The organism is Amycolatopsis sp. NPDC004747 (assembly GCF_053601335.1).
The window spans coordinates 254,576-278,698 of the sequence record NZ_JBSGBQ010000009.1 but is presented as its reverse complement, the minus strand read 5'-3'; the positions used below and the strand labels follow the sequence as shown (position 1 = coordinate 278,698).

General features: G+C 71.9%; 21 protein-coding genes and 1 pseudogene. 8 read left to right on the top strand and 14 right to left on the bottom strand.

All coding sequences use genetic code 11. From position 1 onward, the window contains the following. Positions 1 to 22 precede the first annotated feature (22 nt). Complete coding sequence (locus tag ACWEGE_RS17215) at positions 23 to 1,453, bottom strand: NAD(P)/FAD-dependent oxidoreductase (RefSeq protein ID WP_449661431.1); 1,431 nt, start codon at positions 1,451 to 1,453, stop codon at positions 23 to 25. Positions 1,454 to 1,721: 268 nt separating this feature from the next. Between ACWEGE_RS17215 and ACWEGE_RS17210 the strand changes: the two genes are divergently transcribed. Further along, a complete protein-coding gene (locus ACWEGE_RS17210; protein ID WP_449661430.1) occupies positions 1,722 to 2,675 on the top strand; it encodes a quinone oxidoreductase family protein in 954 nt (317 codons plus the stop codon). 3 nt (positions 2,676 to 2,678) lie between these two features. Here ACWEGE_RS17210 and ACWEGE_RS17205 read toward each other — a convergent pair whose 3' ends face one another. The 7 genes from ACWEGE_RS17205 to ACWEGE_RS17175 all read right to left on the bottom strand — a co-directional run bounded on the left by ACWEGE_RS17205 (position 2,679) and on the right by ACWEGE_RS17175 (position 11,117). Continuing rightward, positions 2,679 to 3,833 (bottom strand): 3-hydroxyacyl-CoA dehydrogenase NAD-binding domain-containing protein, encoded by a 1,155-nt coding sequence (locus ACWEGE_RS17205; protein ID WP_449661429.1) that lies wholly within the window; start codon positions 3,831 to 3,833, stop codon positions 2,679 to 2,681. Then, positions 3,833 to 5,191 (bottom strand): crotonyl-CoA carboxylase/reductase, encoded by a 1,359-nt coding sequence (gene ccrA, locus ACWEGE_RS17200; protein ID WP_449661428.1) that lies wholly within the window; start codon positions 5,189 to 5,191, stop codon positions 3,833 to 3,835. Before ccrA ends, ACWEGE_RS17205 begins: the two co-directional genes overlap by 1 nt. Positions 5,192 to 5,327: 136 nt before the next feature. Next, entirely contained in the window at positions 5,328 to 6,971 is a 1,644-nt protein-coding gene (locus tag ACWEGE_RS17195) for an ABC transporter ATP-binding protein (protein ID WP_449661427.1), read from the bottom strand. Further along, positions 6,968 to 8,638 (bottom strand): ABC transporter substrate-binding protein, encoded by a 1,671-nt coding sequence (locus ACWEGE_RS17190; RefSeq protein ID WP_449661426.1) that lies wholly within the window; start codon positions 8,636 to 8,638, stop codon positions 6,968 to 6,970. The genes ACWEGE_RS17195 and ACWEGE_RS17190 overlap by 4 nt, the downstream gene beginning before the upstream one ends. 10 nt (positions 8,639 to 8,648) lie before the next feature. Then, positions 8,649 to 9,644, bottom strand: coding sequence for an ABC transporter permease (locus ACWEGE_RS17185; RefSeq protein ID WP_449661425.1), 996 nt, complete (start codon positions 9,642 to 9,644; stop codon positions 8,649 to 8,651). Further along, entirely contained in the window at positions 9,644 to 10,567 is a 924-nt protein-coding gene (locus ACWEGE_RS17180; RefSeq protein ID WP_449661424.1) for an ABC transporter permease, read from the bottom strand. Before ACWEGE_RS17180 ends, ACWEGE_RS17185 begins: the two co-directional genes overlap by 1 nt. A 169-nt stretch (positions 10,568 to 10,736) precedes the next feature. Beyond that, complete coding sequence (locus tag ACWEGE_RS17175) at positions 10,737 to 11,117, bottom strand: winged helix-turn-helix transcriptional regulator (protein WP_449661423.1); 381 nt, start codon at positions 11,115 to 11,117, stop codon at positions 10,737 to 10,739. A 101-nt stretch (positions 11,118 to 11,218) separates the two neighbouring features. Here ACWEGE_RS17175 and ACWEGE_RS17170 point away from each other — a divergent pair, with 101 nt between their 5' ends. Beyond that, entirely contained in the window at positions 11,219 to 12,067 is an 849-nt protein-coding gene (locus tag ACWEGE_RS17170; protein WP_449661422.1) for an alpha/beta fold hydrolase, read from the top strand. On the opposite strand, the gene ACWEGE_RS17165 is transcribed toward ACWEGE_RS17170, so the two are convergent. From ACWEGE_RS17165 to ACWEGE_RS17140, 6 genes and pseudogenes are all read right to left on the bottom strand, one after another. Beyond that, the gene (locus ACWEGE_RS17165) at positions 12,027 to 12,722 is read right to left on the bottom strand and encodes a hypothetical protein (RefSeq protein WP_449661421.1); all 696 of its coding nucleotides are present in this window, start codon (positions 12,720 to 12,722) and stop codon (positions 12,027 to 12,029) included. The two genes, ACWEGE_RS17170 and ACWEGE_RS17165, sit on opposite strands and share 41 nt — an antisense overlap. 17 nt (positions 12,723 to 12,739) lie before the next feature. Then, positions 12,740 to 14,011, bottom strand: coding sequence for a hypothetical protein (locus tag ACWEGE_RS17160; RefSeq protein WP_449661420.1), 1,272 nt, complete (start codon positions 14,009 to 14,011; stop codon positions 12,740 to 12,742). Between the two features lie 131 nt (positions 14,012 to 14,142). Then, positions 14,143 to 15,189, bottom strand: a complete 1,047-nt coding sequence (locus ACWEGE_RS17155; protein WP_449661419.1) for an NAD(P)/FAD-dependent oxidoreductase — start codon at positions 15,187 to 15,189, stop codon at positions 14,143 to 14,145. After that, positions 15,186 to 16,298: a LodA/GoxA family CTQ-dependent oxidase gene (locus tag ACWEGE_RS17150; protein WP_449661418.1), complete on the bottom strand. Its 1,113-nt coding sequence runs from the start codon at positions 16,296 to 16,298 to the stop codon at positions 15,186 to 15,188. The genes ACWEGE_RS17155 and ACWEGE_RS17150 overlap by 4 nt, the downstream gene beginning before the upstream one ends. A gap of 10 nt (positions 16,299 to 16,308) precedes the next feature. Then, positions 16,309 to 16,656, bottom strand: a pseudogene (locus ACWEGE_RS17145) (LodA/GoxA family CTQ-dependent oxidase); the annotation flags it as partial. Positions 16,657 to 16,834: 178 nt separating this feature from the next. Continuing rightward, on the bottom strand, positions 16,835 to 19,453 hold the full coding sequence (locus ACWEGE_RS17140) for a CHAT domain-containing protein (protein WP_449661417.1): 2,619 nt from the start codon (positions 19,451 to 19,453) through the stop codon (positions 16,835 to 16,837). Between the two features lie 119 nt (positions 19,454 to 19,572). Here ACWEGE_RS17140 and ACWEGE_RS17135 point away from each other — a divergent pair, with 119 nt between their 5' ends. The 6 genes from ACWEGE_RS17135 (at position 19,573) to ACWEGE_RS17110 (ending at position 24,117) form a co-directional block, all read left to right on the top strand. Beyond that, a complete protein-coding gene (locus ACWEGE_RS17135; RefSeq protein WP_449661416.1) occupies positions 19,573 to 20,715 on the top strand; it encodes a S8/S53 family peptidase in 1,143 nt (380 codons plus the stop codon). 10 nt (positions 20,716 to 20,725) lie between these two features. Then, positions 20,726 to 21,298, top strand: a complete 573-nt coding sequence (locus ACWEGE_RS17130; RefSeq protein ID WP_449661415.1) for an RNA polymerase sigma factor — start codon at positions 20,726 to 20,728, stop codon at positions 21,296 to 21,298. Next, entirely contained in the window at positions 21,298 to 21,753 is a 456-nt protein-coding gene (locus tag ACWEGE_RS17125) for a hypothetical protein (protein WP_449661414.1), read from the top strand. The genes ACWEGE_RS17130 and ACWEGE_RS17125 overlap by 1 nt, the downstream gene beginning before the upstream one ends. A 272-nt stretch (positions 21,754 to 22,025) precedes the next feature. Further along, positions 22,026 to 22,373, top strand: a complete 348-nt coding sequence (locus ACWEGE_RS17120; protein ID WP_449661413.1) for a hypothetical protein — start codon at positions 22,026 to 22,028, stop codon at positions 22,371 to 22,373. Next, positions 22,370 to 23,788 (top strand): M4 family metallopeptidase, encoded by a 1,419-nt coding sequence (locus ACWEGE_RS17115; RefSeq protein ID WP_449661412.1) that lies wholly within the window; start codon positions 22,370 to 22,372, stop codon positions 23,786 to 23,788. Before ACWEGE_RS17120 ends, ACWEGE_RS17115 begins: the two co-directional genes overlap by 4 nt. Continuing rightward, the gene (locus tag ACWEGE_RS17110) at positions 23,785 to 24,117 is read left to right on the top strand and encodes a protealysin inhibitor emfourin (protein ID WP_449661411.1); all 333 of its coding nucleotides are present in this window, start codon (positions 23,785 to 23,787) and stop codon (positions 24,115 to 24,117) included. The genes ACWEGE_RS17115 and ACWEGE_RS17110 overlap by 4 nt, the downstream gene beginning before the upstream one ends. Positions 24,118 to 24,123 lie beyond the last annotated feature (6 nt).

Below are 24,123 nucleotides of genomic sequence, written 5' to 3'. Positions count from 1 at the left end.
CCCGGATGACGGGTCCCCGCGGTCAGCTCCCGGTGGTCGCCTCGACCTCGGCGCGGCGGATGCCCAGCCTCGGCTCGGTGACGATGTAGAGCCCGGAAGCGCTGTCGTAGAGGTCCATCGGGTTCATCTTGATCGCGTCGATGGGCGGCCCCGCCGGCATTTCGCCCGACGTGTCCGTCACCCGGCGGCGCGCCTCGGCCACCGCTTCGATCAGTTCCTGCATCGGCGCGGTGCCCCCGGCCCGGCCCGCGTCGCGGAGGTCGGCCATGCCCGCGGTGATTTCGCCGAACGCGCCGTTCGGTGCGTCGTAGTGGTCCTCCTCCTCGCGCACGAGCCCCTGGGCGAGCTCGAAGTAGGAAGCCTGCCCGAGGTACTGCTGGTAGACCCCGGCGACGACGGCGTACAACCGGGAATAGGCGTTGCGGTACAGGGATTCGTAGAACCCGCCGGCCTCGGCCTCGGTGATCTCGCCGTTGCTCGTGGCGACGATGCAGGTCGCGCTCAGCATTCCGCTGTACATCGCGAGGTGGACACCGGTCGACAGCAGCGGGTCCAGGAAGCACGCGGCGTCGCCCGCCAGGTAGTAGCCGGGCCCGCAGAACCGTTCCGAGACGTACGAGAAGTCCTGCTCGACGTGGGCCTCGCCCTGGTACACCGCGCCCTCGACGAGCTGCTTGACCGTGGGGGACGCGGCGACCGCGCCCATCAGCATGTCCTCGATCGAGGCGTACTGCGGACGCTTCTCCAGGAAGTCGCTCTGGTGGCTGACGAACCCGATGCTGTACCGGTCGTCCCGCAGCGGGATCACCCAGTACCAGCCGTTCGGCGCCGAGATCACGTCGATGCCGTTCTCCGGCGTGCCCGGCAGCAGCTTCGCGCCCGTCCAGTAGCCCCAGATGGCGACGTTGCGGAAGACCTCGTGCGGCTCACGGCTCTTGAACGTCTGTCCGGAAAGGATTCCCGCGCGGCCGGAGGCGTCGACGAGGTGGTCGAACTCGATCGTGCGGGCGGTCCCGCCGGCGTCGACCCACTCCGCGCCGACGGCCCGGTCACCGTCGAACAGGATCCGCTTCACCTTGGCGCCCTGCGCCACTTCGGCGCCCTCTTCGGCCGCGTGGGCCAGCAGGACGTCGTCGAAGTCGGAGCGGTCGACCTGCCACGAGCTGACGTCCGGGCCGAACAGCTCCGGCCAGTCGACCTTCCAGTCCTCTTCGTTGCCCCAGCGCAGCAGCACGCCCCGCTTCACGGGGTAGCCGCGTTCCTGCACCTTGTCCAGCACACCCGACAGGGCCATCACCGCCCGGCAGGACGGGGCGATCGACTCGCCGATGTGGTACCGCGGAAAAGTGTCCCGCTCCACCAGTTGCACGCTCATCCCCGCCCGGGCCAGCAACGCGGCCGCGGTGGATCCGGCGGGGCCACCGCCGACAACAAGAACGTTCTTCTTAGACATCGAGTCCCGATCCCCATCCTGGTCGCTGTCATCCGGGTCGTCGGCATCGTCACAGCTCGAGGACACCACCGGACACGCTAGTTCGGCGAAACAGGGGGCCAGAACCCCTATCTTGGCGCGGCGCCATACCCTTATCCCGCGCGAAGCGCACCCCCAATCTTTCCCGCGCGCCGCCGTTCGGGAGTTGCCGCGCGGATAGCATCGAGCGGGCCGGCGCCGCGATGAAATGCCGTCGGGCGCACCGAAACCCCATGGAAGAAGGCTGCCGATGGATGCCGCCGTCCTGCACACGTTCGGTGAACCACCGATCTTTTCGCAGTTCCCCGACCCGGTACCGGGGCAGGAGGAGGAGCTGATCCGCGTCGGCGCGAGCGCGCTCACCCCGATCGCCCGGTGGATGGCCGAGCTCCCCGCCTACGCGGGCAAGCGAGAGCTCCCGTTCGTCGCCGGGCTCGAAGGCGTCGGCACGCTGCCCGACGGCCGTCGCGTGGCGTTCGCGGTGCGCCGGCCGCCGTACGGGTCGATGTCGGAGTGGACGGTCGCCCCGCGCGCGAAGCTGTTTTCCGTACCCGACAACGTCGACGACGTCGCCGCCGCCGCGGTCTTCCACCCCGGGCTGACCGCGTGGCTCTCGCTGGCGTGGCGGGCGCGGCTCGCCCCCGGCGAGACGGTTCTCGTGCTCGGCGGCACCGGCGTCGCCGGCCGGGTCGCGATCCAGGTCGCCAAACTGCTGGGCGCGGCCCGGGTCGTCGCCGCCGGGCGGAACGCGGAAACGCTGGCCACGCTCGCCGATTACGGTGCCGACGGGGTCATCGACCTCACCCGGCCGTCCGACGAGCTCGCCGCCGCCTTCCGCCGCGAAGGACTCGGCACCGGCTACCACGTGGTCCTGGACTACCTGTGGGGCCGCCCGGTCGAGGCCCTGCTCGACGCGTTGCCGAAGGCCCTGTTCACCGCGTCGGACGTGCGGCTGGTCCAGCTCGGCAGCGAGGCGGGGTTCGACGCCACCGTCAACAGCAACGGGCTGCGCCGGGCCGGCGTGACGCTCCTCGGTTCGGTCGGCGACCCGCCGCCGGAGTACGTCACGGACGTCTACCGCCGGCTGCTCACCCACACCGGTGCCGGCGACATCCGCGTCCCGCTGCGCGCGATGCCGCTGGCCGACGTGGAAAAGGCGTGGCAGAGCGAGGACCGCGGCCACCGGCTGGTGTTCACCCCGTAGCCGTCAGCGGAAGCCCCCACCCGACTTCCGGCCGAGGCGGCCCTGCCGGACCATCCGGCTCAGCAGGGCCGCCGGTTCCGTCTCCGGGTCGTCGTCGACGGCGTGCAGCCGCCACAGGATCGCCTCGCTGATGTCCAGCCCGATGACGTCCATCAGCTCGAACGGCCCCATCGGGTACGCGAACTCGGCCTTGATCCGCGCGTCGACGGCGGCCGCGTCGAGGTCGCTGCCCAGCAGCTTGACCGCGTCGTTGAGGTACGGGAACAACAGGAAGTTGACGATGAACCCGGTCCGGTCGGGACACTCGACCACGGTCTTGCCCATGCGCCGCGCCACGGCCCGCGCGGTCGCCAGCGCCACCGGCCCGGCGGCCGCGGTGCGCACGACCTCGACCAGCTTCATCGCCGGCACCGGGTTGAAGAAGTGCATGCCGACGACGTCGGCCGGGCGGCCGGCCGCCTCCGCGCATTCGGTGACCGACAGGCTGGACGTCGTGGTCGCGAGGACCGCGTCGGGCTTGCACAGCGCGCCCAGATCGGTGAAGACCCCGCGCTTGACGTCGATGTCCTCGGCGACCGCTTCGACGACGAGGCCGCAGTCGCCGACGGCCGCCCGGTCCACGCCCGGCCGCAGGCGGGCGAGCGCACCGGCCTTGTCGTCCGGGGTGATCCGCTCCTTCGCCACCGCTTTCGCCAGCGCGGCCTCGATGCTCAGCACCGCGGCCTCCGCCTTGTCCCAGCCGCGCGCCACCAGCGTCACGTCCAGTCCCGCCAGCGCGGCGACGTGCGCGATGCCCCGGGCCATGGTGCCCGACCCGATCACCCCGATCCGGCCGGGCACGGCGGTCTCCTCGCCGGCCGGCAGGTTTTCGGCGGCCGGGCACTGGAACTTGCCGCCGGTCTCGGCCAGCCGCTCGAGCAGCTCGGCCGGGCGGTACGCGGCCAGCCCGGTGGCGCGGTGGAGCCGCGCCAACGCCTGGTACGCCGGGTCGAGGCCGATCTCGTTCAGGTGCGCCAGCGGCCCGATGGGCAGGCCGCAGCCCAGCCTCATCGCGGTGTCGATGGCCGTCGCGCCGGCGTAGCCGTCCTGGTACAGCCGGACCGCGCGGTTGAGGGAGGCGAGGACGAGGTCGCCCGGTTCGAGAGCCTGCCGCGGCATCACACCCGGCCCAGCCCTTCGCCGGAGTCCCGGAACCGCATGATCTGAGGCAGCAGCCGGGCCCGCAGCTCCGCGTTCTCGACACCCGTGCCGGGCCGCTCGGCGAGACCGAGCACGCCGACCTTGCCGCTGTGCCGGTTCGCGTGGACCTCGCGCGCGGCCCGGCCGGTCTCCGCCAGCGTGTACACAGTGGACAGCGTCGGGTGGATCATGCCCTTGCCGATCAGCCGGTTCGCTTCGGCGGCCTCGCGGTAGTTCGCGAAGTGGCAGCCGACCACGCGTTTCAGCGCCATCCACAGGTACCGGTTGTCGTAGTGGTGGTCGTACCCGGAGGTGGAGGCGCAGGTGGTGATCGTGCCGCCGCGGCGGGCCACGTAGACGCTCGCGCCGAACGTCTCCCGCCCGGGGTGTTCGAACACGATGTCCGGGTCCTCGCCGCCGGTCAGGTCCCTGATCCGGGCGCCGAACCGCTTCCACTCCGCCCGGTCCGGGGTGTTTTCGTCCCGCCAGAACCGGAATCCCTCCCGCGCCCGGTTGACGACCAGCTCGGCGCCCATCGAGCGGACGAGCCGCTCCTTCTCTTCGCTGGACACCACGCAGACCGGGATCCCGCCGCCGTTGAGCACGATCTGGGTCGCGTACGACCCCAGGCCACCGGCGGCGCCCCAGATGAGCACGACGTCGCCCTGTTTCATGCCGGCGCCGTTGGCGGACACCAGCTGGCGGTACGCGGTGGAGTTCACCAGCGACGAGCAGGCCGCCTCTTCCCACGTCAGGTGGGCGGGTTTGGGCATCAGCTGGTTGGCCTTGACCAGCGCCAGCTCGGCCAGGCCACCGTAGTTCGTCTCGTACCCCCAGATCCGCTGGTCCGGGTCGAGCATGGTGTCGTCGTGCCCGTCCGGGGCGTTGAGCTCGACCGAGAGGCAGTGCGCCACCACCCGGTCGCCCGGCCGGACCCGGTGCACGCCCGGCCCGGTCCGCAGCACCACCCCGGCGAGGTCGGAGCCGAGCACGTGGAAGGGCTGGTCGTGGTGAGCGGCGGCCGGCACCTTGCGGGCGTAGCGGGACAGGAAGGAAAAGGTCGGCACCGGCTCGAAGAGCGCGCTCCAGACGGTGTTGTAGTTGATGCTGCTCGCCATGCCGGCCACGAGCACCTCACCGGGCCCGGGCTCCGGCGTCGGGACCGGCCGGATGTGCAGGCTCTTGCCGGGATCCTTGTGCGCGGTCGCCATGCCGGCGAACATGTCGGACTCTTCCGCCAGCACGACCGCCCCGCGATAGCTCTCGGGCACGGGCAAGGCGGCGAAGTCCTCGGCAACCGCGTCCGGTGACTCGATGGCATCGAGGATCTCTTTCACCAGCGCCTCCCACGTAGTCGGCTCGTACGCTAGTGACCCGCCCGATCCGCGGTCACCCCTAAGACCGGGCGTCATCCCCTAGCTCCGGCCGCGGTGCGGAGAGCCGGAACCCCCAGGATTCGCCGGCCGGGGCGAACTACCGCAACTCCCGCCAGGCCGCCCGCCGCCGGCGCTGGGCCTCCGGGTCGGCCACCGGCGCCGCCGACAGCAACCGCTGCGTGTAGGGGTGCGCCGGGGCGGTGAGCACCTCCTTGGCCGGTCCCTGCTCGACGACGTGCCCCCGGTGCATCACCGCCACCCGGTCGGCGAGCTGCTCGATCACCGCCAGGTCGTGGCTGATGAACAGGCACGCGAACCCGAACTCCTGCCGCAGCTCGCGCAGCAGGTCGAGGATGCGGGCCTGGATGGTGACGTCGAGGGCGCTCGTCGGCTCGTCGGCCACCAGCAGGTCCGGGTTCAGCGCCAGGGCACGGGCGATGCACGCCCGCTGGCGCTGGCCACCCGAAAGTTCGTGCGGGTAGCGGGAACTCAGCGACGGCGACAGCTGCACCGCGGACAGCAGCTCGGCGACGCGTCCGTCTACTTCGGACCCACGGGCGGCCCGGTGCAGGCGCAGCGGGGTCGCGACGCTCTCCCCCACCGTCGTCCGGGGGTTCAGCGACGAGAGCGGGTCCTGGAACACCACGCCGATCCGGCGGCGCAGCTGTTTCGCCGCCCGGCCGCGGACGCGGGCGAGGTCCGCGTCCCCGATGTGCACCGACCCCGCCGTCGGCGCGAGCAGGCCGGTGACCGCGCGGGCCACCGTGCTCTTGCCCGAACCCGACTCCCCGACCAGGCCGAGCACCTCCCCCGGTTCGACGTGCAGGTTCACGCCTTCGGCCGCCCGGACGGTGATCGTGCGGAACCGGCCGCGGTAGGTGACCGACAGGTTCTCCACGCGCAGCAGCGGGGCCACCGCGGGGACGTCCGGCAGCGACGGCCCCGGGCGTGTGGTGACCGCGCTCCCGAGCGAGACGACCGAGCCGAGCAGCTCCCGCGTGTAGTCCTCGGACGGCGCGGTGAAGATCGCCTCGACCGGCCCCTGCTCGACCACCAGGCCGTCGTGCATCACGACCACCCGGTCGGCGAGGTCGGCGACCACGCCCATGTCGTGCGTGATCAGCAGGATCGCCGTGCCCAGCCGTTCGCGCAGGTCCCGCAGCAACTCGAGGATCTCCGCCTGCACGGTGACGTCCAGCGCGGTCGTCGGCTCGTCGGCGATCAGCAGCTTCGGCTCGTTCGCCACCGCCATCGCGATGACGACGCGCTGCAGCTGGCCGCCGGACAGCTCGTGCGGGTAGGACCGGAACCGCGCGCGCGGGTCCGGGAGCCCGACCAGGGTGAGCAGCTCGATCGCCCGGTCCCGGGCGGCCGGGGCGGCGAGCGGCCGGTGCGTCCGGATCGCCTCGACGAGCTGGTCGCCGATGGTGAACACCGGGTTCAGCGCGCTCATCGGCTCCTGGAACACCATGCCGACCTCGCCGCCGCGGACCGCCCGCAGCTCGGCCGGGGTCAGCGCGTAGAGGTCCCGCCCGGCCAGCTCCGCGCGGCCCGTCACGCGGGCCGTCGGCGGAAGCAGGCCGAGCAGGGACATCGCGGTGACCGTCTTGCCGGAGCCGGACTCCCCGACGACCGCGACGACTTCGCCCGCGGCGACCTCGTAGCCGACCCCGCGGACGGCTTCGACGTCCCCGAACGAGACCGCGACGTCGTGCAGCCGCAGGAGCCCGGCTCCGCTCACTGGACGATCCCGAACTTGCGGTAGTCGACGTAGGCCGGGAAGCGCCCGATCTGGACGCCACCGACCTGCGAGCCGTGCAGGAACGAGTTGCGGGTGTAGATCAGCGGCACCACGGGCGAGTCGGCGAGGATCTTCTTGTCCAGCGCCGCCCACTTCTTGCCCGCCTCGGCGGGGTCGACGGTGGCCTGTGCCTCGGCGATCAGCTTGTCGACCTCGGGGTTGTGGTAGCGGGACTCGTTGTACCCGCCGTTGCCGATCTCGGTGGACTGGAACAGCGGCTGGATGTTCGCGTTGGCCGACGGGATGTCCGGCTGCCACGAGGTCAGCGTCAGGTCGTAGTCCGAGAGGCCCTTGGTGTCCACTTCGGACGTGTAGGTGTCGTCGTCGAGCGGCTTGATGGCGATCTTGATGCCCGCCCGCGCCAGGGACGCCTGGATCGCCGCGGCCTTCTCCGGGTAGCCGTTTTCGTTGTGGGTGGCCAGGACCAGCCCCTCGAGCCCGTTGGGGAACCCGGCCTCGGCGAGCAGCTGCTTGGCTTTCGCCGGGTCACCCGACGGCGGTGCCGGGTAGAGGTCGTACTGCTCGCGGCCCTGCAGGCCCGGCGTGATGAGCGTGGTGGCGACGTCGCCGGCCAGCTGAGCGCTGCCCGCGCTCGCCACCTGGTAGGCGGCCTTGTCGACGGCGTACTGGAACGCCTGGCGCACCTTCGGGTTCGTCAGGTTCCCGCGCTGGGTGTTCAGCGACAGGTAGGCCAGCGCCCCGGATTCCGAGGTCACGAGCCGCGACTTCGCCGCCGCGTTGCCCTGGATCTGGGCCAGCTGCGCGGGCGAGGCGAACGACATGCCGAAGGCGTTGCGGTCCTTGCCGGTGTCGTCGATCAGCCGCTTGGAGATGACGCCGGTGTCCTGGCCGAGCTCGAAGTCGATCGTGTCGGCGTAGGCCAGCCGCGTCTTGTCCTCGTCGCGGCTCCAGTTCGGGTTGCGCGTCAGCTTCGCCGCCTTGCCGCGCTCGTAGCTCGCCAGCTGGTACGGGCCGGACGCGACCGGGTGGTCACCGTAGTTCGCCTCGGCGCCCTTGCCCTTCGGCACCGGCGAGAACGCCGGGGTGCTGGCGACCCAGTTGAAGTCGCCGTAGGGGCGGGCGAGGTGGAAGACGATGGTCTTCGCGTCCGGCGTCTGGATCGTGTCGAGGTCCTTGCCCTCGAACGGGCCCTTGTACGCCAGGCCCGGCGAGAGCAGGTCCTTGTGGTAAGCCAGGCCGCCGGAGAAGGCGGGTGCGAACGAGCGCTCGAGACCCCACTTGACGTCTTCGCTCTTGATCGGCGTGCCGTCGGCGTACTTCAGGCCGTCCTTGAGGGTGAACGTCCACGTCTGGCCGCCGTCGCTGGGCTTGCCGGTGTCGGTGGCCAGGTCGGGCACGATCGTGGTGTCCTTGCCCGGCGCGACGTCCCACGAGGTCAGCCGCCGGTGGATCAGCCCGAGCGTGGTGACGACCAGGTTGGAGCTCTTGGCCGGGTCCCACGTGATCGAGGGCGCGTCGTTGAGCAGGACGAGGTTCCCGCCCGGCTTGACGGTGCCGCCCTGCGCCGACGGTTTGTCGTTGGCGCCGCACGCCGACAGCAGCGTGACGGCGACCAGCACCCCCGCGGCGAACCGCAGCTTTTTCATCGTTTCCCCTTCAGACGAGGCGAGCCCGCGGATCGAGCGCGCCGTAGCAGAGATCGACCAGGAAGTTCAGGACCGTGACGAGCAGGGCCGAGAACAGCGTCACGCCGAGCAGCACCGGCAGGTTGAGCGACGCGATCGCGTCGACCAGCAGCCGCCCGACGCCGGCCATGCCGAAGATCCGCTCGGTGATCACGGTCCCGGCCAGCAGGGCGCCGAGGTCGACGCCGAACACGGTGATCACCGGGAGCAGGACGTTGCGCAGCGCGTGCCTGCCGACGACCTTGCGTTCGGTCAGACCCTTCGCCCGCGCGGTGCGGATGTAGTCCTCGCCGAGGGTTTCCAGCATCTGGCCGCGGGTGAGCCGCGCGTAGATCGCCGCGTGCAGGAAGGCCAGCACGAACCACGGCAGCACCAGGTGCCACGCCCACTGCAGGGGGTCCTCGGTCAGCGGCACGTATCCGTTCTTCGGGACGACGTCGAGGGCGAACGCGAAGATCGTGATGCCGATCATCCCGGCCAGGTAGGCGGGCATCGACACGCCGGCCATCGCGGCGGCCATGGTGATCCGGTCGACGGCGGTCCCGCGGCGCAGCGCGGAAAGCACGCCGAGGCCGACGCCGAGCACGATCCAGATCGCCGCCGCGCCCAGCGCGACCGAGAAGCTGACCTCGATCCGGCCGCCGATTTCGGCGAGCACGTCGACGTTGTTCTGGAAGTCCCAGCCGAAGCACGGCGCCGTGCAGTGGATCGCCGCGGCCCCGGTGCCGAACGTGCGGCCGCCGACGATCCCGCCGAGGAACTCGAAGAACTGGCCGTACCAGGGCACGTTGTAGCCCATGAACTCCCGCGCGAGCCGCAGGCCTTCCGGCGAGCACGGGCGGCCGCAGGCCATCCGGGCCGGGTCGGCGGGCAGGACGTAGAACACCACGAAGGTCACGAACGTGACGACCAGCAGGACCAGCAGCATCCCGGCGAACCGGGTGGCGACGAAGCGGGCGGTGCGCATCAGGCCGCCCCCGCCGAACGCGGGTCGAGCGCGTCGCGGATCGCGTCGCCGACGACGTTGAAGGCCAGCGTGATCAGGAACAGCAGCAGCCCCGGGAAGACCAGGTACATCGGGTCCGTCTCGAAGAAGTCGATGGCGGCGCTGATGGTGCGGCCCCAGCTGGGTGTCGGGGGCAGGACGCCGACGCCGAGGAACGACAGCGCGGCTTCGCTGCCGATCATCGACGGGATGGCGAGGCTGGCGACGACGATGATCGGCGCCCACAGGTTGGGCAGCAGCTCCCGGGTGAAGACGTGCCACGGGCCGCCGCCGACGACCCTGGCCGCGGCGACGAAGTCGCGCTTGGCCAGCGTCAGCGCCTGGGCCCGGACGATCCGCGCCACCCGCGGCCAGCCGAAGAGCCCGAGGACGACGACGAGGGTGATCTGCCGGGGGAAGTCGACCGGCAGCACGGCGCCGAGCGCGATCATGAAGATCAGGTACGGGAAGCCGAGGATGACGTCGGCGGTCCAGGTCACCAGACGGTCCCACCAGCCGCCGAGGTAGCTGGCGCTGACGCCGACCAGGACGCCGAGCGTGGTGGCGAGCACGGTGGCGCCGAGGCCGACGAGCAGCGACGTCCGCGCGCCGTGGGCGACGAGCGCGAAGAGGTCGACGCCGGTCAGCGGCTCGACCCCGAACCAGTGCGCGCCGCTCACCCCGCCGAGCGTTCCGGCCGGGAGCCCGGTCGGGCCGAGCGTCGAGATGTCGGGGACGAGGCTCTGCCCTTCGGCGAGGACGAAGAGGTCGGCCCCGGCGGCGAGCAGCACGATGACGGCGATCAGGACGGCGCAGACGGACGTCCACCGCCCGGACCGGACGGCACGCCAGACCGCGGCGGGCAAGGAGCGCGCCGCGAGCGGCGGCAGGGCAGGGGCGGACACAGCACCTTCAGGGGTTCAGCCGATCGAGTGACGATCAGGACCCTAGGGAAGTTCGTCCGCCGAACCCAGTGATTGACCCACTGTCCCACCATCCGGACGGCAAGTCCCCGGCCGTTGCGCCGGTTTGCCCGTGAATGCCCGTTTTCCGTCCACTAAGCGGACATTTTCTTCAGTCCTCTGCCTCGGCGTTGGCCCGGTCGATCGCCGCCATGTTCTCCTCCGCCCACGCGCGCAGCGCGGCGAGCGGCACCTCGAGGGAGCGGCCCAGGCCAGTGAGCCGGTAGTGCACCTTCGGCGGAACCGACGGCTCCACCCGGCGCTCCACCAGGCCGTCGCGGGCGAGGCTCTGCAGCGTCACCGACAGCATCTTCTGGGAGACACCGGGCATCCGGCGCTGCAGTTCGGCGAACCGCACCTCGGCCGGGCCGGCCTCGGCCAGCACCTTGACCACCATCGACGTCCACTTCGTGCCGATCCGGTCCAGCAGCTTGCGGGTCGGGCAGGCGGGGTCGAAGAGGTCGCCGCGCGTGCCCTTCGGCGAGGGGGTCACCTGGAGCTCACCACCTGTCGGGGAAGTGCCGTCTTGGCCCGGCACCGCCGGTTACCTAGCCTCATCTGGTAACCAATGGTAACCCCCGGCGAGGAGACAGTGTGCGCGAGCAGCGGATCACGGCGAACGGCATCGAGATCAACGTGGCCACCGGCGGTCGAGGGCCCGCGGTCCTGCTCCTGCACGGCTTCCCGCACACCTGGCGGCTGTGGACCGCCGTCATCCCGCACCTGGCCCGCCACCACCGGGTCATCGCCCCCGACCTGCGCGGTCTCGGCGCCACCACCCGAGCCACCGACGGCTACGACGCCGGAACCCTCGCGGCCGACGCCGAAGCCCTCCTCGACGCACTGGACGAACCGGCCGCCACGGTCGTCGGCATCGACGCGGGCACCCCGCCGGCGTTCCTGCTCGCGATGCGACGCCCCGAGCGGGTCCACCGGCTCGTCCTGATGGAATCGCTGCTCGGACGCCTGCCCGGAGCGGAGGACTTCCTCGCCGGCGGGCCACCGTGGTGGTTCGGGTTCCACGCGGTCCCCGGCCTCGCCGAGACCGTCCTCACCGGACACGAAGCCGCCTACGTCGACTGGTTCCTCGACGCGGGCACGCAGGGCCGCGGCGTACCGCCCGAGCTCCGGGACGGCTTCATCGAGGCCTACACCGGACCCGACGCCCTGCGGTGCGCGTTCGGCCACTACCGGGCCATGCCCCGAAGCGCAACGCAGATCGCCGAAGCCACGGCAACCGGCAGGCTCACGGTACCCACCACGGCCATCGGCGCCCACCCGGTGGGTAACGCCCTCGCCCGCCAGCTGCGTCCGGTGACCGACGACCTCACCGAGCACGTCATCGAGGACTGCGGCCACATCATCCCGCTGGACCGCCCGGACGCTCTGGTACCACTGCTGCTCAACGCCACTTCGCTGTCTCGACGTGCTGCCGCAACTTGAGGATCTCGCCGGGGCCGTGGTAGCCGCGGACGCTCGTGTTCGGGTAGACCCGCACTCCGCGGCCGAGCAGGGTGCCGGGGTTCAGCACGGCATTGCACCCGGTTTGGACGTCGTCGCCGAGGACGGCTCCCAGCTTCGTCAGGCCGGTGTCGTGGACCACGCCGTCGACCTCCACCGTGAGCGTCTTCCGGCACCCGGGTGCGGTGATGGCCAGGTTGCTCAGCTTGGTCCCGGCACCGAGATTGACCCGGCTGCCCAGGATGCTGTCCCCCAGGTAGGCGAAGTGCGGCGCCTTGGCCCCCGGCAGCATGACCGAGTTCTTCATTTCCGACGCATGACCGAGGACGGCGCCGTCCAGCAACAGGCAGTTCTGCCGGACGTAGGCACCGTGGCGGATCACCGCTCCCGGCCCGACGTACGCCGGCCCGCAGAGGTAGGCACCGGGTTCGATCCGGGCTCCGGCGGCGACGAACACGGGTTCGGCACCGATCACCGCGCCGGCCATGACCTCACCTTCGATCACCTGCCGTCCGTCCAGCCACGACGCCAGGACACCGGGCAGCCGCGGCAGCAGTTCCCACACGCGTTCGATGCCACCGAACAACCGGACAGCAGTCGGGTGATCGAGCTCGAAGAAGGTACTCGGCTGCACCATCGGATCGCCTTCCGGCTTCAGTGGACGACGTTCGCGACCCAGGCACGGAGTGCCCGCTCGACAGCACGGCCGACCAGGTCGACCATCGGCTCGTCGGGGTCGCCGTTCGACAGGTGGTGGACCAGCGCCGCGTTGAAGGCGTTGTTCTTGCCCGGCACATCGCGCGACGGCGGCAATCCCGGTTCGACCGTCACCGGAGCGAGCAGGCAGCCGTCGACGACCACGAGGGACGTGACGGATTCGGCGGTCACCTCGCCGCGCACCACCGTCACCCGGGGCAGGAGATTCGGCCGCTGGGCGTAGGTCTTGAGCTTCTCCGCCGTCGGGAGGTTCTCGTCCACCTCCTCGCCGGCCAGGACCATCAACCGGTCCAGCTCGGGCGGCGTCGAGATGTAGACGTCGATCAGTTGCTTCCCGAAGGCTTCCAGCAGGGCCTCGGCCGGCCTGAGGTGATCTTCGGGAAGGAACCGGCCGTGGTCGATGCAGACGATGAGGTTCGGCGAAAGACGCTGCAGGGCATCACAAAGATCGTGGTACAGGCCGGTCCTGAAGTAGCCCGAGATGTGCAGCACACCGCCTCGGCCGGTCTTCTTCTCCAGCTTGCTCAGCACCGGGCCCCAGTTGAGCTCTTCGAGCGCGCCCTTGTGCGTGAAGGTCGTCCGGAAGGTGTCGCCCTTCTGCTTGAGGTGCACCGAAACCCCGGATTGCTGTCCCGGATCACCACTGCCGTACCGGCCGCGCTTGATCCACGGTTCCCGGCGCAGCAACCTCTTCAGCTCGTGACTGAGGATACCGAGCCCCCCGATTTTCGAGTACAGGTAGCTCTTCGTACCGAAGTTCTCGTAGAGGTAGTGGCCGACATAGCAGGCCGAGCCGCCCCAGGAGCAATACACTCGGTCGAGGTTGCTGTACTCCTTGTCTTCGAGCTTCGTCACCCCGACGGGCCGCACGAGCAGATCGAGGTACACCCCACCGAGGATGAAGTAGCCGCGCCTCCGGCGCAGCAACCGCCGGACGGTCCGGAACCGCCATTCGAGCTCCACCTGCCGGTGCCGCATGCCGGTCTTGACCCGCCAGCTCGGGTAGAGACGGTCGGCCTGCCTGCCCACTGCCCGCTCGAGCCAGTCCGGCCCGCTCTTGACCACCACCCTTCCGAACCGGAGAAGCGGTCCGCGAAAGATCCTCCCCAGGAGGCCAACCACCACGACAGGCAAAGCCTTCGCGGTCAGTTCGACATAGAAGCTCTGCGATGCCAGAGCAGCGGTTATCACGTGCATCGGCGACGCCACCCCTCAACGAAACGGTCGCGAAACTGGAGGTAAGACCAAGAGTCGAACCGGCGAAAGACGCTGTTACCGAGGCTCGGGCGATCGTTACCGTCGCGTACTCGCCGGACCGACGGGTGCCGCAGGGTGCCACCTCACGCCGGCAGCCGGCGGCCCCGCCAGAACGGCTCGGCCGGAAACCGCGTCTCCGCGCCGTAAACCCGGGCGTGCCCGCGTCCGTACTCGGCGGCGTTGTCGTGCACGAACTTCGCGTAGCGCTCGGTATCGCCGCGCAGCAACGCTTCCGCGCCGAACTCGGCGGACCGCAGGGCGAAGGCGACCCCGCCGCCGGACAGCGGGTCCACCGCCAGGGCCGCGTCCCCCACCGCGAGCCAGCCTGGCCCCGCGCAGGGCCGGAGCAGGTGCCCGCCCACGGCGACGACCACGGGCTCGCCCAGCGGCACCGATCCGGCCACCCCCCGCACGTGCTTCGTCGCGGCCAGCGCGGCCGACCAGGCCGCCGGGGTGGCCAGCCGGGCCGCGGCGGCGATCGCCGGCTCGGTGAAGCAGGCGATCACCCGGCGGCCGCCGGGCAGCGGGGAGACGTACCACCAGCCGTACGGCACGGACTCGACGAAAGTGTCCTCCGGCGTCGGGCCGGCGTCGCCGACGACCCGTGCCAGGCAGACGAGCCGGTCGAACCGGACCCGCCGTGCGCCGTGGCAGCGCGCGAGGCGGGCCGCGCGCCCGGTGGCGTCCACAATGGACTTCGCCCGGGCCGGGACGGCCGCGCGGATCGCGAACCCGCCCGGGACCCGGTCGGCTCCGGTCACCCGGTGCCGGACCACCGAGACCCCGGCGGCGGCCGCGGCCTCGGCGAGCATCCGGTCGAAGGCGGCCCGGTCGACGTGCCACCCGGGGCCATCGGGATCGAACAGCGAGAACCGGACCACCGGCTCCCCGCCGCCCCAGGCGCTGGTCGTCCGGTAGGACGGCAGGGGCCGCAGCCCGGCGAACGCGGCCCGGACGCCGAGGTCCCGCAGCAGCGGGGTGACGGCGGCGGCCAGCGTCTCCCCCATGCGCACCGACCCGTAGTCCGACGGCTCGTACAGCGCGACCTCGCGGCCCGCCCGCGCCAGCCGCAGCGCGACGGCGGCACCGGACGGCCCGCCACCCGCCACCACGACGTCGAAGCTCCTCACAACGTGCGGTCGCGTTCGACGAGCTCGCCGTCCGAACGCCGCAGCACGAACCCGAGTTTCGCCCAGAGCCCTCCGACGAACTCATCCGGGTCCTCCGCGTACCGGAACCACGGGACCGGAGGGTCGCCTTGGGGCGCCCCGTCCGGCACGACCTGGTCGGGGCGCACGGCAGGCCACCACCACCCCTGGCACTCGTGGAAGTCGTGCTGCCACGGCACGGCCATCCCCTCGGTCACCGCCCCGGGCGGCAGGTCCGGACGCAACCGGAACGAGGGATACCGTCCCCTGACGGTGAATTCGCCGACGTAGTTCGCCGGGTCGACCAGGACCTTGCCGGCCTCGATCCCCGGTTCCAGTGCACCGCCGACGCAGTTTTCGAGAGCGGCCCGGTCGAGCCCGCCCGGGGTGATGGCGGTGTCCACCGGTGGGGAATCCGCGCCGTCCGGCCAGTCCGCGTCGAAGTCGTTCGCCACCCAGCGCTCGATCCGGCGCTTCTGCGTCTTGGTGAGGGACAGCTCGCCCGGCCCCTGCTTGCTGGCTGCCAGGCGAGGCATGTGCTTCGGTCCCGTCCTGCCGACCCGGTCGAGGATCTCCTTCTTCGTCGCTTCGGCACGCACCGGGTGGGTGAACCGGTGCCACGGGCGCGCCGACTCGTTCACCGCGCCCGTGTCGTGCGCCGCCTGCAGGATCGGGTAGATGTCCCGCACGTACGACGGGCGGGCGAACTTCGCCGCGTCGTCGGCCAGCGCGTCGAACACGACGTCCCACAGGCGCACGACATTGCCGACCGGCGGCGCGAACTTCGGAGGAGCGACGATCACGCGGGCGGGCTCGACGCCGATCTCCTTTCCGCGGATCCGGACCGTGGCCGAGACCGGGCCGTCCGACACGTCGTCGTACCACTCGTCGCTGTTCCCGGCGTCCTGGAGCGCGCGGCCGGACGGGGACCCGGCCCGGCCGCGGCCGCCGGCGACGACGAGGTGGCCGTCCGCGTCGGTCCGGATCTCCCCCAGCTGCACCGGTTCCACCTTGGCCCCTGGGACGAGGAAACGTCCCGTCGAGCCGGATGGCCTGCCGGTTCCGGCCGCCGACGCTCTGCGGTCCCGCATCGATGACCAGCTCCTTGCGCTCGGCGGCCGACCGGTGGGCGCTGTTGCGTTCCGCGCCGGGCCCGTTCCCCCGCGCTCCGAGCCGGCGGGCGACCGCCTTGCGGTTCACGAGGTGGACCGTCCACCGGATGTCCGCGGTCGCCGCGGTCAGCTCCTCGACCCGGCCGTCCTCGTGGTAGCCGAACACCCGGAACCGCGCCGCCTGCCGCCTGATCCGGCGGTCCGCTCCGCGGTAGTCGATGCTTTCCGGGAAAGCCGGGTCCCCGGGAATCTCGGGGCCGATGAACGGCTCGCTGTCGCTGTCCCCCACCCTGGCGATCCCGATCGCGGGGTGGATCCGCGCAATGAGGATGGTCATATCGGCATCACCTCGAAGGCATCCGTTCACCGGCTGTTCCCGGAACCGGTGAGCGACGACCGGAACGGAAAGTGGCACAATTCCTATTTGCGCCGGTGAGTCGCCCGTACGACTCCGACGTTACAAAACCTCCCCTTCGAGTGAATCCCTTCACACGATTGGAGCAAGGCCGTCCGGATCAGTGGCCCGCGCCGAAACAACAGAACGCCGCGGCGGCCACGAGCGAATCGGTTCCTTTGTCCCGCAGCGATTCCTGCGCTTCGGTGAGGGCGACCGCCGGCGCCCGCCCGGCCACCAGCCCTCGGTGGAACGCGACCATCAGCGGAGCCGTTTCGGCGTCGGGCACGGCCAGGACGGACGCGACGAGCTGGGCGGTGCCGAGCGCCATGAACGTCGCGCTGAGCCCGAGGAGCTCGTCCCCCGTGCAGACGACCGAGCGGCCGCTGTCGCACGAGGCCAGCACGACCGTGCGGGGCACCCGGTCGAGCCGCTCGAGGTCGTACACCAGCAGCGGGCCGTCGGCGAGCAGCAGGTCCGAAAGCAGCGGCTGGTCGACGGCCAGCCGCCCGTGCGCTGCGAGGTGCAGCACGTCGGAGCCGGCGACCGCCTTCACGACGGCCTCGACCGTGGCCTCCGCGCCGACCAGCGGGGCCGTGCGGTACAGCGCGGCGACCGCCTCGGCTTCCTCGCGGGCCCCGGTCAGCCCCGGCCCGGCCGCGACGCTGACCGCGCCCGGCAGCGGCGCGCGCCGGGCGGCCGCGGCGGTGTGCCAGAGCGTGGCCGACGGGCAGACCGTGACCGGCCGGCCCGCGCACGACGGGAGCGCCGCCCACGGCACGCTGTGCAGGGGCCCGGTCGGCACCACCACCAGCGGCCGGTCGCCGACCTCGGGCAGCGACCGCAGCAGGACGCGGTCGAGCTCGCTGCCGGCGTGCTCCAGCAGGTCGAGGGTGCCGGTCCGCGCCGCCGTCCCGCCGCGGCGGCGGGCCAGCCGGCGCAGGGCGAACGTCATCCGGTCGACCAGGTCCGCGATGCGCTCGCCCGGCCCCAGCGCCCGCATCCGCAGCCGGCCGCGGACCGAGCTGAGCGCGTACATCGTGCGGTCGAGCTGCACGAACTCGACCAGCGCGGCGTCGCCGAGCTCGAGCTCGGCCGGCTCGACCGGGCGCACCCGGTGGTGCCCGGGTTCCCCGGGGTCCAGCCGGGCGCGGTCGCGGATCCGGCGTTCGAGGGCCGCTTGGCGGGCCCTCGCCTTGCCGGTCGCGTCCACGCGGATCTCCCGCGAGGTCGCCCGCAGTTCCGCGAGCAGCGCCCGGAGCTCCGGGTCCGCCGGCGGCCGCAGCGGCCGGGTGGCGAGCCGGGTCGCCCGCCCGCGTTCGGCCCACTCGAAGACCCGGCCGGCCTGCCCGGACCGCACGGCGATGCGCAGGCCGAGCTCGCTCAGCTCGCTCCGGTGCACGGCCGAGTGCGCCCGCAGGTCGGTCGCGCCCAGGGAGGCGGCGTGGTCGTCGAGGGTGTTCAGGCCGGCCCGCACCGCGCGCGCGGCCGCGGCCCCGTCCCCGGTCCGCCAGTCGAGCAACGCCCGCGCGTAGCGGGCACGGGCCCGCAACACCGCCGGCCCGCCCCGGACGGCCGCCCCCGCGGCGCGGAGGCAGGCGACGGCGGTCGCGTCGTCGCCCCGGCCGTCGGCGATCCGCGCGGCCACGAGCCGGGCTTCCAGCGCCGCGGCCGGCCAGCCCGCCGACGCCAGCACCTCGACCATGGCGACGACGCGCCCGGTCGGCACCCGGCTCCGGCCGGTCGCGGCGAGCTGGGCGCGCAGGGAGGCCAGCCGGGCCAGCTCGGCCCATTCGCGCCTGCCCTGCCGGGCGAACTCCCGGCGGGCCCGTTGTGCCTGGTCGCGGGCGGTCGGCCAGTCCCGGCCGAGGAACGCGGCCTGCGCCAGCAGGAGCCGGGCACCGGGGACGAGCAGGCGACGGCGGTCGCGCTCGAACGCCAGCACGGCCAGCCGGGCCGCCTCGGCCGCCTCGGCGTGGGCACCGACCGACAGCAGCAGCTCGGCCCGGTCCGAGTGCACCGGGCCGAGCTGCCCGCCGAGCTCGCCGATCGCGCGTTCGGCCCGGCCGAGGTGAGCCAGTGCCGCCGGCACGTCACCCCGCAACGTCTCGAGGAACCCGAGGTTCTCGGCGATGATGCCCGCGGCCAGGCGGCGGCCGAGCGCGCCGGCCAGCTCGTCGGCTTCGCGCAGGTTCGCCTCGGCGGCGGCGAAGGCGTACCGCTCGGTGTCCAGGATGCCGCGGTTGACCAGGGCGCGCTGCAGGTTGAGCGCGTCGCCGGCGCACCGCAGCAGCGGGATCGCGGCGTCGTACTCCGCCTGCGCCGCCGACAGCCTGCCGAGCTGGTGCAGGAGGTCCGCGCGCTGGGCCCGCGCACGGGCGTTCCCGCCGCCGTCGAGCCGTCCGACGGCCGTGTCGATCTCCCGCAGCGCTTCGCCCGCGCGGCCCCGCTGCAGCAGCGCCGCCGCCAGCGGGATCCGCGCCTCGCCGGCGAGGTCCGCGGCCCCGGTCCGCTCGGCGAGCACCACCGAGCGCCGCAGGTGCCGGATCGCGTTCTCCACGTCACCGCACTGCAGGAGGGCGCGCCCCCAAGCGCGTTCGGCGACGGACGCCGCGACGTCGTCCCCCGCCGCGGCCGCCTGGCGGACGGCCCGTTCCGCGAACGGCGCCGCCCGCCCCGCGTCGACGTCGGCCCGACGCAATGCCGCCTGTGCCAGCTCCCGCACGGCCGAGGTCTGCATGGCTGAAATCATGCCCCGTTTCGGCGGTACCCGGAACTGTTTACCGGTGTTGGTATCAAACGCGCGTCCGGCCGCTCCGTGGGACGGGTGAACCGGACGCCGAAGAGAGGGGCGGAAGCATGACCGAGAACGCCGAACTGATCGTCGACACCAAAAGCCAGGCCGCGGTGGAGGAGCAACTGGAAATACGCGGGGTGTGGAAAAAAGGCGCGGGTGTCGAAGTCGACGAGCGTTTGCGGCTCGCCCGGATCGCCGAACTCGTGAATCTCCGCGAGTACGCCGACCGGGCCCGGCGCACGTTCCTGAACGAGATCGACACGCTCGAGCGCCGGAACGACCGCCTCTTCACCGACCTCGACGTCCTGCTGTTCGACCTCCGGACCTGGTTCACCGCCACCGGCGGAGCCGTTCCGGCGCTCGGCAAGAACCGCGACGCCTTCGTCGGCTACCCGCAGCACAAGTACGCGGGCGAACCCGTCCCCATTTCCCGGTCGCTGAAGCTGACCGAAGGACGGGCCACGAACCGCAAGGTCCGCGTCGGTGTCGTCGACACGCCGCTCTACTGGCACGCGCAGTTCAGCAAGGAAATGGTCGAAGCCGACGAGCTGTCCACGCCGGACGCGAACGGGGTCTACGCGGGCTGGCAGGGACACGCCACCGCGGTGGTCGGCAAGATCCACGAGCTCGCCCCCGACGCCTACATCATCGTGAAAGCGGGCCTCGACGGCCAGACCGGCCGGAAAACCGTCTGGGAAACCGCGCGGAAGATCGCCGCCTTCGACGGGAACCCGGGCATCGCCGTGCTGAACCTTTCCTGCGGCACGACGACCGGCGACGGGCAGGCGCCGATGGTCCTGCGGCGCGCGATCGACACGGTCAAGAAGGCCAATCCCGGGCTGCTGGTCGTGGCCGCGGCCGGCAACCAGGGTGCCGCGCCCAACCCGCCGCTGGCCGTGTGGCCCGCCGCGATGACCGAAGTCGAAGCCGTCGGCGCGACGAACGCCCCGTGGAGCGAACAGCGGACGTGGGTCGACCTGACCGCCGACGGCACCGACGTCCCGGTGCTCTACATCGACGGCAAGGTCCGGCTGACCCGCGAGGAAAAGACGTTCAACGGCTACGCGATGCTCAACGGGACCTCGTTCGCGGCCGCGTGCGTCAGCGGCGCGCTGGCGGCGGAACTGGAGACCACCGAGGATCCGGCCGAGGCACTGCAGAGGGTCCTCGCCGGACCGTTCGTGTCCCCGTACCCCCCGCGCTGACGGAGCCGGCGTGCGTGACGACCCGGTGGTGGTGGCGCTCGTGGAGCGCGCCCGGGACGGCGACCAAGCGGCCTGGACGGCGCTCGTGGAGCGCTACGCCCCGCTGGTGTGGTCGGTCTGCGCGCAGTACCGGCTGCGGCGGGCCGACGCCGAGGACGTCGGCGCGAACGTGTGGCTGCGGCTGGTCGAAGCGCTGGAACGGCTGCGGGAGCCGGCCGCGCTGCCCGGCTGGCTGGCCACGGTGACCCGCCGGGAGTGCCTCCGGGTGGTGCGCGAGCGGGGTACCCAGATCCCGGTGGACCACGACGGGTTCCCGGACGAGACCGGCCCGGAAGCCGACGAGGAGCTGCTGAAGCAGGAGCGGCACCTCGCGCTCCGGCAGGCGTTCGCCGGGCTGCCCGAGAACTGCCGCCGGCTGCTCGCGCTGCTGTTCGGCGATCCACCGGTCCCCTACACCGAAGTTGCCCGGCGGCTCGACATGCGGGTCGGCGGGATCGGCCCCACCCGGGGCCGGTGCCTCGCCGCCCTGCGCCGCAGCGCCTCCTTGGCGCCGTTCGCGGAATCCCCGAGAGGGGGGTCGTGATGCCGGAACAGCATGACGCCGACGAAGAGCTGCTGGCCGAACTGCACGCGGCCATGACGGCCGCGGCGGCCGTGCCGGACTGGTTCCGCGACACCGCGAACACCGCCTTCACCTGGCACCGCCTGAACGTCGAACTGGCCGTGCTGACCGAGGATTCCGCCCGCGAGCCCGAGCTCGCCGGTGCCCGTGCGGAGCCCCTTGCGGTGCGGTCCCTCACGTTCTCGGGGCGGGCGGTCACGATCGAGCTGGAGATCGAGCCCGACGCGGTCCACGGCCAGGTGCTGCCGCCCCAGCCGGGGACCGTGGAAATCCGCGCGCGCCGCGGCACCCCGGCACCGGTGGCGGTCGACGACGACGGGTGGTTCGCCATCAGGCCGCGGCCCACCGGCGTTTTCCGGCTCATGTTCCGCAGCGCCCGCGGGCACAGCGTGCTCACCGACTGGACGATCGCGTAAAGCATTTCACGTCCATTCGACGGCCGTCCAGCCACACCGGAGCGCCGTCGACCGCGTTTGATACCGCCACACCGGATTCGTCTCCGGAAAAACACCGAGGTTGCGCCGAAAGGCTAGTTTCCCTTGCTTGGCCACGAAATCGGCCATACGCTCACGACAACGGTCAACCCGGAGAATCCCCGGACAATCGCCGACACAACAGCGGATCCCGGCGGAGATCTACTTTCGACCTCAGTAAAAATCGACATTTCCCGAAGCCAGGAGAAACATTCATGAGCGTCAGTGGCAATTGGACACTTCATTTCAGCTGGGGGTGCACCGGAAGCTACGGCCAGTCCGCCGTGGTGTTCGCCGGCGACGGCACCTTCGGCGGCCAGTTCACCGGGAAGTGGCGGCAGCGGGACGGCACGCTCCTGCTCAGCTACGACACCGGGCCCGCCAAGTACGGCGGCACGGTCGTCGGCAACGTGGGCAGCGGCCTGATGACGACCTTCGCCGGTCTCGACGGCTGCTGGTACCTGACCAAGGAAGGCACCAGCGGGATCGTGCCCGAAGCCGCCGGCAGCGAAGCCGGGCAGCCGGCGGGCGCCGACGGGTCCGCATCGGGAGGAGCACGATGACCACCACACCGTCCCACCGGCACGCTCTGCACTGCATCCTGCCCCCGCACGTCCTGGAGAACATCGCCCGCAACGGCACGGCCGACGAGCGCGCGCGGGCGCTGGACACGCTGTCCGCCGACATCACGGCGCGCTACGCCCGGTCGGCGCGGCAGCTCGAAGTGCGGCAGGCACTTCCGGGCGAGTACGCCCAGGCGGCCGCGCCCCACAAGAACCGGGTGATCTACGACGCCAAGCACGGCTCCGGACTGCCCGGCGCCCTCGCCAGGGAGGAGGGTTCCGGCCCGGTCGGCGACGCCGCGACCGACGAAGCCTACGACGGTCTCGGTGCGACGTTCGACCTGTACTGGGCCGCCTACGGCCGGGACTCGATCGACAACGCGGGCAACGACCTGGTCGGCTCCGTGCACTTCGGCCAGGACTACGACAACGCGTTCTGGGACGGCCGGCAGATGGTCTTCGGCGACGGCGACGGGCAGTACTTCAACCGGTTCACCATCGCCGTCGACATCATGGGCCACGAGCTGACCCACGGCGTCACCGCGCACCAGGCGGACCTGGAGTACCAGGACCAGCCGGGCGCGCTCAACGAGTCCATTTCGGACGTGTTCGGCTCGCTGGTGAAGCAGCACGCGCACCACCCGCCGCAGACCGCCGAGGAGGCGGACTGGCTGATCGGTGCCGGGCTGTTCACCGCCGCGGTGCACGGCACCGCACTGCGTTCGATGAAGGATCCCGGGTCGGCCTACGACGATTCCGTCCTCGGCAAGGACCCGCAGCCGGCGCACATGGCGGACTACGTGACGACCACGCGCGACCACGGTGGCGTCCACATCAACTCCGGGATCCCGAACCGCGCGTTCTACCTGGCGGCCGTGGGGCTGGGCGGGTACGCCTGGGAGAAGGCGGGGCTGATCTGGTACCGGACGCTGTGCGACGCACGGCTGACGCGGACCGCGCAGTTCCAGGACTTCGCCGACCTCACGACCGACAACGCGAGCCGGCTGTTCGGCCCGGAGGAACAGCAGATCGTCGCCGACGCGTGGCGCCAGGTCGGCATCGAGGTACGGGTACCCCGGATCTCCGGTACCTGGATCCTGCACTTCAGCTGGGGTTCGACGCTGTTCTACGGGCAGGCCGACCTGACGTTCAACGCCGACGGGACGTTCGGCGGGGCCTACCCCGGCCAGTGGCGGATGCGCGACGGCGGCCTCCTGCTGGCCTTCGACGACGGCCCAGCCAAGTACTTCGGCACGGTGGACGGCAACGTCGGCACCGGCGAGATGTCGACCTTCGCCGACCTCGACGGCTCGTTCTACCTGACCCGCAGGGGTATCGTCGGCCTCGTGGAGAACCTGTCGGGAGGTGCGATGGCGCGGCAGCAGCCGCTGACGGCCGCCGGGAACCCCTGGTGACCCAACGGGATTCCCGGGTGCGCGTCCGGCTCGAGGGTGAGGGCGGGTTCGCCCACATCCCGGGCCTGACCCGGCCGGTCGAGGTCGACACGAGCGACCTCGACCCGGCCGACGCCGCCGCGCTGCGGGCGCTGCTCGCGCGATCGGGCTTTTTCGGACGCCACCCGGAAGCGGCGGCGAAGCCCCTGCCCGGCGCGGCGGACTACCGCACCTGGACGCTCACCGCGACCGAAGGCGCGAAGTCGCACACGATCCGGCTCACCGAACCGATCGAGGACCCGGCGTTGCGCGACCTGGTCGGCTGGCTGCGCGCCCGGCGCGCACCGTGATCCGCG